Below are 16,007 nucleotides of genomic sequence, written 5' to 3'. Positions count from 1 at the left end.
TAAAGAAAGTACACCCAAAGCGACCACAAACGACATGAAATAACACATACCACAACCTTAAAAATTATCAGTACAAAAAGAACATTCAGCTCATAAGGCTCACAATAAAAGAAACATAACGTATCGCCACTAGGGATACATTCTTTAACTTTCTTCCTTTTAGAAATATATGATTGGTAGGGGGATGAATAAACATCCCCCTACCAATCATATCATATGGAATACATACTTCAGGCCTTATACTATTCTATAATAAAATTAAATTTAAGAGTAGCAATGTATTCCTTACCATCCTTGGTATAGACAAGTTCAACGACTTGAGGATAAGTTTCTCCGGCAGTGAGAGCACCTGGCATAAAGCCTACTTCCATATCGTAGATGGTGTGAAGTTTGGTGTAAGTACGTGCATTTGCACCCCACCCTTGTGGTTCACCTGCAGCATTGCACCAGAATCCACCTAACTCACCAGTACAGTTATCTTCGTAACTATAAGTACCATCAGACAATTTCAAACGCATACAGATTTTTCCTTCAGCCAATCCGTTAGAGCTATGATGCTGAATTGCAGCTATATCTTCCGGCATCAGACAAAAAGCATGGCAAATGGCTGCATTATCGTAGTAGGCGATGTTATAACGAGCAAAATCATAAGATGAATCAGCCGTACCGCGCACATTGATAATCATCTCAATACTTTTAGGCTTGGCATTCGGATCAAGTTCCACTTCAACTACATCATTATAACTTTCCACGTCGGTGCCACTCAAAGTAATAGTGTAGGGCCATTGTTCGTCATCAGCTTCCTTATCATTCCAATACTGACGATTGTATTCATCAGGAGCAGCCATTATGACGAAATAGAGTTCATTAACGCCGGCAGGTACTGTATACGAAGCCGTACCTTCGGCACCTTTACTCATTTCTGAATAGGTCGGTTTACCATTTACTATAGCTACATAACCATAACGGTAGTTGGATGAAGTGTTATCCGAATCGTTGTAGGTCGTGGTTTTAGCCACAACTTTTCCATCTCCGTCTACCTGTTCGCCTTTATCTCCCTTAGCAAGAGTACTTCCGGGAGTAATAGCACTAACTGTAGTAGAAACAGTAACACCAGCAGCAGGCACTTTCATTTTAATAACATTGAAGCCAGTAGTTCCAGGACAACTCGCATAACCCACCTGATATTTGAGGTCACCCACCTTATATAAGTCAGTATTGTAATCACCTTTCACATTATCGGGTACAATCACCGGTTTATTATCATTATTGGCAAACTTTAAGTCATAATATACCATACGTGAAGCATAGTCGTACAGATCAGCATAGAGAACATTCTTATCATTGCCGCAATATAAACGCTGATAAGTTTGTAGTGGATCTTCAGGAAATTCCGAATCACGCCAGATATGCCCATAAGCATTGATACCATGTTTCTCTACCCATGTGTGCTGCAACCAGTAGCTTGCATAACGCATCCATTCATGATTAAAGTGACGATGACAGTTTTTCTTCCACACGTCGAGGTGATAGCCGAACATTTCTTCCGGATAGTCTAATTGAGCTTGCCATTGTGCACATTGTTCCCAAAAAGCACATCCACCAGCACCGTCAGGGCCAAAACCATAGCGGAATCCATGATGCAAATCAGCCGGGTATCCTTGTTTGTTCACTTTATCAGCATAAACCTGATATTGGAATGAGTGACCTATTTCGTGAGCTATGGTAGAACCTACAGGATGACAAGTAGACGGGTTTACCCAAAGGGCACCAATTTTGTCATCATAACCGGAACCAGTAGCGAGCCATTCATCCTGATAAATCAAATAAATCTGCATTTTATAGTCATCAAGCATGGATTTCCCTTCTCCAAGGACAGCCATACCGAGAGTATTAATATTAGTCGTAAAATATTGTTCAGCTTTCTGAAGTAGATCATCAATGTCCACCCACATACCACTACTCTGATTTTCCGCAGAGTTGGGATCGTTTCCAAACTCAGGCGACCAAAATACAAAGAAGTGTTCCGACTGTTTCATACGATGCCATGAATAGTAACTGTCATGACGCAACATTGCATCAGGACCATTTTCAAAGTGCGGATTCCAAACTCCGGGACAAGTATACTTATCATAATCCTCAATATCAGCAGGATCAAGATATAACACTTTATAGTTCTGGGCAATAGTGATCGAACTTGAAGCTCCCTTTTCTGTAGATATTGTCACTGTAGCAGTACGGGAATTGGAGATATCCTCGTTTTCCTGTAAAGTCACTGTAATAGCCTGACCTTCTCCGGCCTCCCCGTTTTCAGGCGAGATTGAAGCCCATTGGCAAGCATTACCTTCACTATCAATTATCGCAGCAGTCCACGCCATGTCAGAATTGAAAGTTATCGTAGCGGACTTCACATTAGATTCAAGATTATAATCGGCTGTACCGAATCCACCAATTGCCCCTTTGTAACGAGGGTCGTAATCAGGTTTTGACTTTGACATATCATCATCTTCACAACCCGTTGCAAGCAACAATGTCCCACCCATAGCTATTACAGAAGCTATTAAGTGAAAATAGTGTCGAATATTGTATTTCATCTTTTTAGTTTTAAAGTAGTTCTTAATTATAGCATTGCCATTATGATTTGACATAACGGCAATGCCCTTCCTAATTATTATTATTCAAAAGTAGCAGTAATAAAGAACGATAGCATCTTTGACTGGTCACTGCTTGCTACACCAAATTTTATCAGATAAACCGTTCCCGATGCAATACCAGGAGCACGCCCTATGGCAAAAGTTGCTGAGTCATCCCCAATATTGGGCTCAATGAAATAGGAAAAACCGTCGGCACCCCAAGCGCAAATCTCATTTTTAGAATTACACCAGTAGCCACCATTATTAGCAGTCGACTCACCATCCCACAAATAAGCGTTAGTTTCAAGATTCATCATGTATAGCTTAAGTATACCATCACTCAGACTGTTTGCAAAATCAACTGATGACATCCCAAATACGAAGTTGATATTCTCAGCAACATCATTGAAATTTAGCTGATAAGCACTATAATCACCGGCAGGAATCTTTATATCCATAAATATGAAACTCCGGTCATAAATAGTGATAGAGTTAACAAAGCGGATGCCTGTGTTATAGTTAGGACCATTGAGGGCAAAACCTATTTCTATGGAAGCCGCACCACCAGCATTTTCATCAGCATAAAAATTAAAGTTATGGGATGCCGGATCAAATTCTATAATACCATACAGGGCTTCATCATCAGCCTTACAAACATTACCCGATTTGTTAACATACCATCCATATTGTTTCCCATCCACATTCGCTTTCGCCTTGTTCCATACATTACGAGAGGGATTAATAGGACATACCACAACCGTACCTTTCTCAATATTGGTAAGCATTTCACTCACAGTCATGCCAAATTGTTTCTGGATGACGTCTTCATACAAATCAATATTCAGTGATATCGGCGTTGGATTAGTGCCTTGCATCTCATAAACATTGGATATGGTAGAGGTAGCATCGCTCTTTACAGGCGGATTTTCATCAGGTCCATATACATGGGGACTTGTAGCGTCCTCATAATCATTGGAGCAAGCAGACGCAATAAACAAAGCACTGCAAACCATCAATGCATATAATAATTTTCTTTTCATAGTATTTATTATTTTGTATAACCAGGGTTTTGTTTTAATTTCGGATTAGCATCCAGATTATCTTTCAAGATAGGGAATATATCTAAATGGTGGTCGTTCGGATTCGTATTGGCACTCTTCCCAAACCATGATTTACCATTGAATACATTACACCCATTGGTCATCTTGAAACGTATCAAGTCTTGACGGCGGTGATGTTCATACACAAATTCCCAAGCGAGGTCATCAAGCAATCCACCAAGGATAATATCATCTCCACCTTCGTGAGTTTCAATAATTTCTATTTTGGTAAGGTTTTTATCTTCATCAAGCACACCTTGCGTCTCGCGCAATCCATAATCATATACGCTACCTCCCTTGAGTTGTGCAACGGTACGGACTGCCTTTTCCGGATTATTTTTAAACGCACGTCTACGAATCATCGTTACGATATCGGCTGCATCTTGTTCAGTTTCACCTTTATAACCACTAAGACGAAGAAGACATTCAGCTTTAATAAAGTAAGCATCAGTAAGACGGAAGAAAGGAACATTGTCATCACTTGTACCAATATCACCTGGCTGAATCTCATAAAGCCATAAACGTGCACCCTGATAGTCACCGGCACCCGGTTTCTCAATGGCCCAAACTTCAGGAGTCAAATTAACCTCCTTACCATTGTCATAAATGATATTTCCTTGTGTATCTCTTTGTACCCCCCATTTCCAAGTATCGGCCTTACGTGTATCAGCTTCATCATAACTATAGAAAAATTGGGGAACGCAAGCACTACCGTTCCATGGATCAAATGACACTCCAAACACGTCTTTGCATACAGCCGGGAACCATTTACAGAAGTGATTGGTACCATGCCCTGCATACTTGTTATCATACATCAGTTCAAAAATATTTTCCTTACTCCCAGCTACGGAAAATGGTTCACGATAACTATCTGCAAGCGTGTAAACACCACTATTGATAACTTCATTAACCTGTTCAATAGCTAAACCATAATATTTGTTGTCGGGTGCATCAGGAAACCAAGCATCATGGTTAAGGTACATCTTGGCAAGTAGCATACATGCTCCATAGTAATTTATCTGTCCCTTTTCTGCTACTTTTGTCAGCAAAGGTTTAGATTCTTCCACTTCTCTTACTATAAAATCAAAAGTAAACTGAGGCGTTTCTTGCTCTGGTGAGAATCCATCGGGCACATTTAAAGTAGTAGTAACCGGTATATTACGCCATAAATCGAACAGCACATAGTAGAATAGTGCACGGAATGTACGAAGTTCCGCCACAGCCGTTTCATTTTTATTAATGGTTTCATTGTCCAGAAGTTGGTTACATGAGTTTACACCCTGATAACAGGAATACCACGGACGATACAAGTGGTTAATTGTGGAGTGAAATTCATGCTTATGTAAAGCCACATATTGAGCACCCCATCCACCATAAGTACGATAAGGAGTCATGAGCAAGTCTCCACATTCCTGGCTAATATCCATATAACCCTCCCAACCATCGTACATGTCGCGGAGGCGGTCATAGATAACACCATACTGTGCTTGTATCTCTGTATCAGAGAACTCATAACTGCCATCTCCAGGAAGCTCACTGAAAACTTTTTCATCAAGGTCAGTGCAGCCGCAAAGCACTACAGAACCGGCAAACAAAATGCCTATTACTTTATTTTTGAATATATTGAGTTTCATAATAAAAATGCTTTAATCAGTTAGAATGTAACATTAAGACCCACAGTGAACGAACGAACAGTAGGGTACTTATCACGGTCATCTACACCAGCATACCAAAAGTTATTACTGCCAAGTTCAGGATCTGTTCCTTTATACTTAGTGATAGTAAACACATTATCAATACTACCATAAAGTCTAAGAGTTTTCACATAAGGACTATGCTTAAAATCAAATGTATAACCAAGAGTCATGTTGGTCAATTTGAAATAGTCACCATCTTCAATATAGTAACTGGTTACCGCCTGTACCTGTTGAGCTGAAAGCGAACGAATACCACCAATCTTATCAGCCGCCGACTTTAATTTATTATAAGCATGTGCATTGTTTTCATAAAATACACGCTGCTGATTAATAATCTTGAAGCCGAATTGCCCTGTAGCTTGCAACGCAAGATCAAAGTTCTTATACCTGAAAGTATTATTCCACCCCATGGAAACTTTAGGAATGCCATTACCCATACGCTGATACCACCCATCACGGTCATCACGCATTTCCTGATAAAACTCGGCAACTTGGCCTGTTGCAGGATTTTCAATCAAAAATAAGCCTGTTGCTTCTGAAACGCCCACAGCCTTAAGTGAATAAATCTCACCGAAGCTTTTACCTACCTCAACCTTGTGAGTATATTGTGATACTGGGTCACCTACGCCTCTCAACCATTGAATGTTTTCAGTTTGATACAAATCATTAGACAAGCTTACAAGTTTATTCGTATTATGTTGCAAAGTCAATGCAGAACTCCATTCAAAGTCCTTTGTTCTTACAGGAATAGCACGAACAAGTATTTCAATACCAGAATTACGCATCTTACCAACGTTGGCCATAGTTGAAGTATGTAAATTAGGAGGACTCGGTACTTGATAATCGTAAAGCATATCTGAAGTATTCTTGATATAGTAGTCTACAGTACCGCCCAAACGATCATTCAACACACTCCAATCCAAACCTATGTTGAATTCCTTTGCTTTTTCCCATTTCAAGTCAGGGTTCGGATTGGATACGGCCTTCAAACCTTTCGACCATTTACCATCCCTGTAGTAATTACCCCCACTGAACGTGTAACGAAGAATTGAAAGATAAGGGTCATTCGGAATCACACCGGTTATACCATACCCTGCACGTAATTTAAGGCTGGTGAGCCAGTCACGAGTACTCTCCATAAAAGCCTCGTTGTGTATATTCCATCCCAAAGATACAGAAGGAAATGCCCCCCACTTATGATTAGCACCGAATTTCGAAGAACCTTCATAACGAATAGATGCCAGAATGTTATAACGATCATGGTAGCCATAGCTAACACGAGCGAAAAAGCCAATAAGTTTTGATTCATTTTTTTTACTAGACATAGTAGCTTTCCCATCAGTAAGGTATTCACCGGCACCTATATTGTTATATCCGAAATAGTCGGTGGGAAAATTGGCATTCCACATAGAGGCTTCCTCATACTCACTTTTAGACCAACTATACCCTACCAAACCTTCCAAACGATGTACCTTATTAAAGGTCTTGTTGTACTTGGAAGTCAGTTCTAAATAATCTGTCCGACTCTGAGAGTCTCCCAGTGATGCTTCACCTGTACGGTTAGCAATAACAGTGGTTGTATGGTATTTTGTATTATACGATCCTGACTTACCAATGCTTCGATGTGAAGCAATCATCAAATTAGTCTGCCACCCCTTAATTGGCTCTAGCGTGATATTTCCAGTCATACGCATGCTCTGTGACTTGTTCTCTCCCGTATTCTCATTCTGCAACGACACCGGATTATAATATTGTAACAGTGAACGCTCATTATAAGAGCCGTCTTCATTCCAAATAGGTGATGAAGGGTTACGAATAACTGCTTGTCGGTATATATAAGTCGCATTATTGATATCATACTTGTAGTTGTCAGAAACGACATTCAAATTAACTTTCAACATATCATTGAGCATCCAATGGCTGACATCGAAAGACATACTCAAATCTTCATTACCAGTTTTCTTCATTACGCCCTCCGCCTTACGATAAGAGACGTTTCCATAATAGGAAGTTGATGAAGAACCGCCAGTTATAGTAAAACTATGATTCTGCGTGACAGCTGTGCGACTGACAGCTTTTAGCCAGTCAGTATCATAACCTTCATCATTATACTGTGTTTTACCTGCACGTATATCTTCTGAAGTCATGAAATCGGCTTTCTTCGCCCAATTGGAGAATGATACATAACCAGTATAAGTGGCGGTAGCTTTCTGCTCACGCATGCCCGTCTTAGTAGTAATCAGTATGACACCACCAGCACCACGTGTACCATAAATAGCGGCTGCGGAAGCATCCTTCAATACATCAATAGAAGCAATATTCTCTGGAGGTACGGTACCAAGATCACCAGGAACACCATCTATCAGCACAAGAGGAGAAGCGTTACCCGATACGGATACAATACCACGCAAACTTATTTCCGTACCTGCACCGGGATCTCCTGAAGGTTTAGTAATTGTTAATCCCGCAACCTTACCCTTCATTAATTCACCTGCATTATTAAAGTTACCAACCAAGAAGTCTTCAGACTTCACGCTAGCAATAGCACTCGTTACGTCACCTTTGCGCTGTGTACCATAACCGATAACCACTACTTCATCCAGCAGTTCCGAATCCTCTGTCAGTACTACATCCAGATTACGGTTGGCACCTACCGTAATTTCTTGTGGCTGATAACCTATATAAGAAATCACAAGTACCGCATTCGCATTTTTCACTTTTAGTGTAAAACGACCATCCAAATTAGTAATCACTCCGTTTGAAGTTCCTTTTTCAAGTACATTGGCACCAATAACCGTCTCGCCACTCTTGTCCTTCACAACACCAGTGATTGTCACAGCTTGTTGCTGCACAACCTCGATGTCATTTGTCCCCATCTTCTCCGGAAACGCAAATGCCGGACTCACACTGGCACCTGCTGCAAGAAAAAGACAGGTTGTAGCCTTTAAAACAGCTTTGCTGAACAAGGCTCGATTTTCATGTGTCTTCATATTACATCTTCAATTAAAAGGTTAATATTCAATTACAAGTTATTAATTTCTAATTTTAAAAAAAATGGATTAGTTCACTTTCCATTCAATCACCCCACCCGAAACACCTTTCTGCAACTGAGCAGCAATTTTCAATCCTGTCGTTTTTACCGGTTTAAAGTCAAGGCTGTTGTAGCAGTCTTTCTTTACCGTGTATTCATTCAATGCTTCTACTTCTTTCCAAGTTTTACCATCTTTATAGTAGAGTTTCCAGCTTTCCGGCACGCGGAAGTTCCCATCGTAATGATCGAAATCCAGCCAATAAACCTGCACGTTTGAAACGGTATAAGGCTGATCAAATTGGTAAGCCAGCGTTTCCAGTGTTCCGTTTCTCAACCACCAATAGTGGTAAGGCTTAGAAATATCCGACGAACATTTCGGTTCCCATTGGTCATTCACCCCCCATGCCCAGCTTTCTACGGAGGCTGATTCAGGAGCATCTTTTTGTATAGGAGCCTGTATCATCAGAGTCCGTGCCTTGCTGGCAATTGTCGGTTCGGGAATGGGACGAGCATACTCGGCAGCTTCAGGAATCCAAACTGCCATTTGGTCTGCACCGCGATTATTCCAGGTTGAATAAGGAATGGCTTTAAAAGGAACCTCTTTCACACTACCATCTTTATCCACTTCTTTCGCATTACCGGTCAGCACTACAACACCGTTCAACAGATTAGCGTCATAAGCTGCTTCCATTGGAGTGGCATCAGGAATAAACTTGTTGAAAACAGTGCTGTCAGACTGATCTTTACCTTCCAGACAAAACATGATAGGCCCACGTTCGATAGCCAGTTTACCACGGTCATCTTCCACATTATCATTGGCTTTAATACGGCGCACATCCATCGGAAGACTGATTTCTACCACATCACCCGCTTTCCAAGTACGTGAAATAGTAGCGTAGCCATCATATTGTTTGGCATTTACTTTCTTACCGTTAACAGAGATGCTGTAAACACCTGCCTTATCAGTAAATGAGTAAAGATCCGTCGGTACGGGAGCATCCTGCGCCCAACCCGGGATACGAAAACGTAAAGCAAATTCCTGCTCTTTCTCAGGAGTAACTAAGATGGAAACCTTTCCTTCCCAAGGATACTCAGTAGTCTGTTCCAAAGCTACATTATTGCTGTCCGTATTAAGGTCAGCTTTACTCTGGATATAAAGATTGACATAAATATCATTGCCCTGAGTGGCGTACATATAATAAGGTACGGAAGCCATGAAGCGGGTTACATTACCCGGACAACAAGCACAACCAAACCAATGCTGGCGTTCGTGCTGCCCCATAGATTCAAGCGGATTATCATAGAAGAACTTGTCACCGCTGAGGGAAACACCCGAAATCACACCATTATAAAGTGCACGTTCCAACACATCGGCATATTTGGCGTTTCCCGTAGCCAGAAACATGCGGTGATTCCAATAAACATTGGCGATGGCTGCACAAGTTTCGCAATATGCGGTATGATTGTTCAGTTCATAGTCAGGTCCAAAGCCTTCACCCTGCGGACGGGAACCTATACCTCCGGTAATAAAGAGTTTCTTGCTTGCCATATTCTCCCAAATACGACTCAGTGCGTTAAAGTAAGCTGTGTCCTGGGTCAGGGCAGCCACATCGGCAACACCCGAATAAAGGTATCCGGCACGCACGGCATGACCTACGATTTCGTCTTGCTGCAAAATAGGTTTGTGATCCTGACTGTATTCGCTGAGACGATGACCGTCTGTTCCGCGTCCGGTTTCCTCCACGAAATATTTAGCCATTTTCAGATATTTCTCGTCACCTGTCACTTTATATAATTTAGCAAGCGCCATTTCGGCAATGGGGTGTCCCGAAGGAACATGCTTTTGTCCTTCACCGGGACCAAATACCTGACAAACAAGGTCGGCATTTTTGATAGCTACATCAAGCAGAGAGCGTTTACCTGTCGCGCGATAGTGTGCAACGGCAGCTTCGTACAAGTGACCGCTATTATAAAGTTCGTGACTGTTGATTTTTTCCCAACGATGCGTTCCCCACCAACCGGAAAGACGGTAGCATTTATTAGTTACGCACGTAGTAAGATAGCCGTCCGGTTCCTGAGCGGCTGCGATAAGGGAAATGACACTATCCAGATAAGCATCCAGTACTTTGTCATACTTCACAGCCAGCGAGTAGGAGGCTCCTTCTATTATCTTATAAGGGTCGGTATCGTCAAAAGAGAAATCACCACGGTGTTCGCCTTTCATTAATCCTCCGGCAATGGCAAAGTTATCGAAGCGCCCGTTCTTCTCACATTCTTTAAATGCGGAAGGTATGGAGACTGTACGATTGGTTTCAATACGCGGAGTCCAGAAGTTATCGTTCAGGTGAACTTGTGTAAAAGGAACTTCTTTAATCGGAGCATCAGGCTGAACGTAAAGTTCGCTACAAGCACTCATGCTCAGAAGGGCGATGCTACCGAAAAGGAATTGGATTCGTTTCTTCATAATATCATATATGTATTTTTAGTTCGTTACCAAAAGTGTACGGCAAAGGAAAAGGATTTATCTTAAACTGAATGAAACGAAAGTCTATATGAATGCAAAAATAGTCGGGCTACAAAGGCTCTGGAGGATATTTAGATTATTATTGCATTGGCTTGGATTATTTTTTCATGGCTGCAGATATTATACCCGAACCGCACCCGGGATGCACTTGCTCCGTACATTCTTCACTCAGAGGTACCTCTGCACGGAGAAAGTACGGGGAAGGTACGGAGCAAGTACGGTACAGGTACGACGCAGAGGTATTTCTGATACAGCGCAGAGGCATAGTTTCTCAAGAATAGTTTCTTAATCTAATGGAAATCATCTATCTTTGTCATTCAGAAACATTGCTTAAAGGAGGAACTGATTATGATGTATATGGCACCTGCGAACAGAAAACGTTTACCTTATGGTATGATGAACTTTGAGGATATCCGCCTCGAAAACTATTATTATGTAGACAAGACCGCCTTTATTCCCATGATTGAGCAGGCAGACCGCTTCTTTTTCTTTATCCGTCCCCGCCGCTTCGGCAAGAGCCTGACGCTGAACTTGCTACAACACTACTATGACGTGCGTGCCAAGGACAAGTTTGACACGCTGTTCGGCGACCTCTACATTGGGCAGCATCCTACGCACGACCGCAACAGCTATCTGGTACTGAAGCTCAACTTCTCCGGCATCATCGGTGAGCTGAACAATTACCGCCAGGGACTGGATGCGCACTGCCAGACCATGTTCGACTATTTTTGTGATATTTATGCCGACTATCTGCCACAAGGCATCAAGGAAAAGCTGGATGAAAAAGATGGTGCGGTAGAGCAGCTTGAATATCTATATACAGAATGTCAAAAGACGAATCAGAAGATTTACCTCTTCATTGATGAATACGATCATTTTACCAATGCCATCCTTTCGGATGCCGGAAGTTTGCACCGTTACACAGACGAGACACATAAGGAAGGTTATCTGCGCGCTTTCTTCAATAAGGTGAAAGCCGGAACCGACTCTTGCATCAAGCGCTGCTTCATCACCGGAGTCAGTCCTGTGACGATGGATGACCTGACCAGCGGTTTCAATATCGGGACAAACTATTCCCTTACGCCGGAATTTAACGCAATGATGGGCTTTACGGAAGAGGAAGTGCGCGAAATGCTGACATACTATTCCACGAACAGCCCATTCCATCACAGCGTGGACGAATTGATAGAGATAATAAAACCGTGGTATGACAATTATTGCTTTGCCGAGGAATGCTATGGTGGAACTACGATGTACAATTCCAACATGGTGCTCTATTTCGTTAAGAACTATATTCAAAATGGCAAAGCTCCGCGAAGTATGTTAGAAGATAACATTCGTATCGACTACGAGAAGCTGCGCATGCTCATCCGCAAGGACAAGGAGTTTGCACACGATGCTTCCATTATCCAAACCTTGGTAAGCCAAGGCTTCATCACTGGGGAATTGAAGAAAGGTTTTCCGGCTGTCAACATAACCAATCCCGACAACTTCGTGAGCCTGCTCTATTATTTTGGGATGCTTACCATCAGCGGCACGCACGAAGGAAAGACGAAGCTCACCATCCCCAACATGGTAGTCCGCGAACAGTTATACACCTATCTGCTGAACACCTACAACGATGCCGACCTCAGTTTTGACAGTTATGAAAAGAGTGAACTGGCAAGTGCCTTGGCCTATCGTGGCGACTGGCAAGCTTACTTCGGTTACATCGCTGATTGCCTGAAACGTTACGCCTCCCAGCGCGACAAGCAGAAGGGCGAATTCTTCGTCCACGGCTTTACCCTTGCCATGACGGCTCAGAACCGCTTCTACCGTCCCATCTCCGAGCAGGACACGCAGGACGGCTATGTAGATATCTTTCTTTGTCCGATGCTGGAGATTTACTCTGACATGAAACACAGTTACATCGTGGAACTGAAATATGCCAAATACAAAGACCCCGAAACCCGGGTGGAGGAACTTCGCCGGGAAGCCATCGAACAGGCCAACCGTTATGCAGAGACAGACACGGTGAAGTGTGCCATCGGCGCCACAGAATTACATAAGATTGTGGTGGTATATAAAGGAATGGAAATGCGGGTGTGCGAAGAGGTGTAGCCTCCGTCCCGGTGCCTATGCAAAAATAGTCCAAAGACTAAAAAGATAATCCAAACATAGTCCAAGAATGCCACAAAAGGGCGATTCTTGGACTATTCTTTTATTACATTATATTATTCAGTCCTTCCGTTCATCCTTTTTTCGTTTACTTTGCACACGAACCAAATGAAGAGCTAATCGATTATGAAAAACTGCACATCTCTCAAATTAGTCGTTATTTCCTTGTTTTTATACTTCGGGAATAATCCACTCGGGGCAGCTCCCGGAAAGAAATATGCGCTCTCCTCTCCTGATGGTAAGTTGAAGGTGGAGGTTACTGCCGGAAACGGACTGTCTTATCAGGTGATGCACGAAAACGATACAATTCTCTCTCATTCTAACATAGGATTAGTTCTGGCAGACGGAACTACAATAGGAAACAATTCTCAGGTAACGGGTATTAAAAGGAAAAAGGTCAGAGATAATGTAGAATCTCCTTTCTATCGCTTCAAGGAGTTCATAGCCACATGCAATGAACTTAACTTGAAGCTGAAAGGTGATTTCGGCATTACCTTCCGCGCATATAATGAAGGAGTGGCTTATCGTTTTTACACAACACAAAAGACAGAAGTAACTATCAAAGAGGAAGTGGCAGAATTTAACTTCAATCAGGATTACACAGCCTATCTTCCTTATACAACCAACGATAAGAAGCCAATGGCAATGGCTTTCCAGAATGTCTACGACGTTACTCCACTATCGAAAGTACAGCCGAAACCGGCTTTCCTGCCCGTAACTGTGGACTGTGGTAAAGCCAAGCTGACGATATTGGAGTCTGACCTCGAAGCTTATCCCGGTATGTTTGTAGAGAAAGTTGTCTCCTCGTCAACTTACTCCCTGAAAGGAATATTTGCCCCCTACCCTACCAAGACAGATTTCTATCCCTGGCGCAGACAGGAGTATGTGACAGAGACAACCGATTTCATAGCCCGCAGCAAAGGTGCCCGTCCTTATCCCTGGCGTGTGCTGGCTGTGACGGAAAAAGATACGGATATGCCCGTCAACAATCTGGTTTATGCACTGGCATCCCCCAACCGCATAGGCGACACTTCCTGGATAAAAACCGGGAAAGTGGCCTGGGACTGGTGGAATGACTGGAATCTGAAAGGTGTCCCCTTCAAGGCAGGTATCAACATGGATACCTACAAATATTATATAGATTTCGCCAGCCGCAACGGCATCGAGTTTATTGTGCTCGATGAAGGCTGGTACGCCCCCAAAAGCGGTGATATGCTGACCGTCATTCCCGAACTGAACCTCCCGGAGCTGGTCGCTTACGGAAAGGAGAAAGGAGTGGAACTCATACTTTGGACAGTATTCAACGTACTCGACAACCAATTGGAAGCTGCTTGCAAAAAGTACTCCGCCATGGGCATCAAAGGTTTTAAAGTCGACTTCCTCGACCGCGACGACCAGACAGCCGTTGAAATGGTATACCGCATTGCCGAAGCCACCGCCAAGCATAAACTGACGCTCGACCTTCACGGCATCTATAAACCGACAGGCATCAATCGTACTTATCCAAACATCATCAACTTCGAAAGTCTGTTTGGCATGGAAGAAGTGAAATGGACGGACATTAAAAATAATATGCCGCTTTATGATGTCACTTTCCCCTACATCCGTATGATGGCAGGTCCGGTAGACTACACACCGGGAGCTATGCGTAATGCCACAAAAGCAGACTGGCGGGCCGTTTACTATACGCCAATGAGCATGGGAACCCGTTGCCATCAACTGGCCGCCTATATCGTGCATGATTCCCCCCTCACCATGCTGTGCGATGCACCGACAAATTATCTGAATGAACAGGAATGTGTAGATTTCATCACTTCCATTCCTGTAGAAACTGATTCTACTTTTATCGCCACAGGCAAATTAGGAGAATACATTGTGACTGTCCGTAAGAAAGACATCAACTGGTACATCGGCGGAATGACGAACTGGGATGAGCGCGATGTGGAGATTGATTTCTCCTTCCTGCCAACAGATGCCCGTTACACCGCCACGCTGTTCACTGACGGCATCAACGCCAACAAACAGGCGGAAGATTACCGCATAGAAACGCTCACAATAGATAAAAACAGCCGGATGAAATTGCATTTAGCTTCGGGAGGAGGATTTGCAATGAAGCTCGAAGCCTGTCCGGTACGCGGAACGGTGACGGCAATACCCGAAGGCAAGAATATTCCTTCTTTCTATAAGAAATACATTGAAACGGAAGGTTTATATGTCACTTCATCTGAGCGGGTGAGCGACGAGGCATTGCTGAAAGCCTGTGATATTATCAGTCTGATGCTGGCCAAACGTCCTGACGTAAAAGCGCACATGGTGAAGAAGGGTTGCCACGTGATGGTAATAGGGAAAGATGAAGCGACTTGCGACTTACCGGAGTTTGCCCATATCTGCAATTCTCCCGACAGCATTGCTTACTGGAACTGGCGTGCCCGAGGTTTCGGAGGTGCACCGGAAGATGAATTCTCCGCCAGTTGCGGAGAGGAGAACCTGCTGGCTTTGCCACAGGATAAGTATACGGGTGAAAATATCCTGATTCATGAATTTGCACACCTGATACACATGGTAGGGATAGTTGGTGTAGAACCTGATTTCAATGACCGACTGGAGGCTTTATGGAAAAACGCAGGCGAAAAAGGATTATGGGCAAATACTTATGCCTTAAGCAATAAAGAGGAATATTTTGCCGAATGTGTGCAGTCTTTCTTTAACTGTAATCGCTATGCCGAGCCTGCCAATGGAGTGCACAATTCCATGAACCGACGTGTGAAGCTGAAAGCATACGACCCGGATATGTATAAGTTACTGAAAGAGTACTTTTATGAGATAGAAATACCGATTAATAATGAAATACATAAATAATAATTT

7 protein-coding genes are annotated in these 16,007 nt (G+C 42.9%); 2 read left to right on the top strand and 5 right to left on the bottom strand.

What is annotated here, in order from left to right:
• Nucleotides 1-242: 242 nt before the first annotated feature.
• The 5 genes from DW182_RS14775 to DW182_RS14755 form a co-directional block, all read right to left on the bottom strand.
• Entirely contained in the window at nt 243-2,594 is a 2,352-nt protein-coding gene (locus DW182_RS14775; protein ID WP_158580808.1) for a DUF6055 domain-containing protein, read from the bottom strand.
• Nucleotides 2,595-2,674: 80 nt separating this feature from the next.
• On the bottom strand, nt 2,675-3,673 hold the full coding sequence (locus DW182_RS14770) for a DUF4859 domain-containing protein (RefSeq protein WP_118295976.1): 999 nt from the start codon (nt 3,671-3,673) through the stop codon (nt 2,675-2,677).
• A gap of 8 nt (nt 3,674-3,681) precedes the next feature.
• Nucleotides 3,682-5,367 (bottom strand): RagB/SusD family nutrient uptake outer membrane protein, encoded by a 1,686-nt coding sequence (locus tag DW182_RS14765; RefSeq protein ID WP_118295975.1) that lies wholly within the window; start codon nt 5,365-5,367, stop codon nt 3,682-3,684.
• A 20-nt stretch (nt 5,368-5,387) separates the two neighbouring features.
• On the bottom strand, nt 5,388-8,420 hold the full coding sequence (locus DW182_RS14760) for a TonB-dependent receptor (protein WP_118295974.1): 3,033 nt from the start codon (nt 8,418-8,420) through the stop codon (nt 5,388-5,390).
• A gap of 69 nt (nt 8,421-8,489) precedes the next feature.
• Nucleotides 8,490-10,925 (bottom strand): glycoside hydrolase family 127 protein, encoded by a 2,436-nt coding sequence (locus DW182_RS14755; protein ID WP_118295973.1) that lies wholly within the window; start codon nt 10,923-10,925, stop codon nt 8,490-8,492.
• A gap of 411 nt (nt 10,926-11,336) precedes the next feature.
• Here DW182_RS14755 and DW182_RS14750 point away from each other — a divergent pair, with 411 nt between their 5' ends.
• Both DW182_RS14750 and DW182_RS14745 read left to right on the top strand, forming a co-directional pair.
• Nucleotides 11,337-13,085 (top strand): AAA family ATPase, encoded by a 1,749-nt coding sequence (locus tag DW182_RS14750; protein WP_118296007.1) that lies wholly within the window; start codon nt 11,337-11,339, stop codon nt 13,083-13,085.
• Nucleotides 13,086-13,268: 183 nt separating this feature from the next.
• Nucleotides 13,269-16,001, top strand: a complete 2,733-nt coding sequence (locus DW182_RS14745; protein WP_118295972.1) for a glycoside hydrolase family 97 catalytic domain-containing protein — start codon at nt 13,269-13,271, stop codon at nt 15,999-16,001.
• Nucleotides 16,002-16,007: the final 6 nt, after the last annotated feature.

The sequence above is a fragment of the Bacteroides sp. AM16-24 genome, assembly GCF_003471885.1.
GTDB lineage: Bacteria > Bacteroidota > Bacteroidia > Bacteroidales > Bacteroidaceae > Bacteroides.
Note: the sequence above shows the minus strand (reverse complement) of the source record. Positions and strands in the feature narration are given on the sequence as shown.

Excerpts from the sequence above, each read along its gene's own strand:
- DW182_RS14775 (WP_158580808.1), bottom strand. The coding sequence starts at position 2,594 with ATGAAATACAATATTCGACACTATTTTCACTTAATAGCTTCTGTAATA.
- DW182_RS14770 (WP_118295976.1), bottom strand. The coding sequence starts at position 3,673 with ATGAAAAGAAAATTATTATATGCATTGATGGTTTGCAGTGCTTTGTTT.
- DW182_RS14765 (WP_118295975.1), bottom strand. The coding sequence starts at position 5,367 with ATGAAACTCAATATATTCAAAAATAAAGTAATAGGCATTTTGTTTGCC.
- DW182_RS14760 (WP_118295974.1), bottom strand. The coding sequence starts at position 8,420 with ATGAAGACACATGAAAATCGAGCCTTGTTCAGCAAAGCTGTTTTAAAG.
- DW182_RS14755 (WP_118295973.1), bottom strand. The coding sequence starts at position 10,925 with ATGAAGAAACGAATCCAATTCCTTTTCGGTAGCATCGCCCTTCTGAGC.
- DW182_RS14750 (WP_118296007.1), top strand. The coding sequence starts at position 11,337 with ATGTATATGGCACCTGCGAACAGAAAACGTTTACCTTATGGTATGATG.
- DW182_RS14745 (WP_118295972.1), top strand. The coding sequence starts at position 13,269 with ATGAAAAACTGCACATCTCTCAAATTAGTCGTTATTTCCTTGTTTTTA.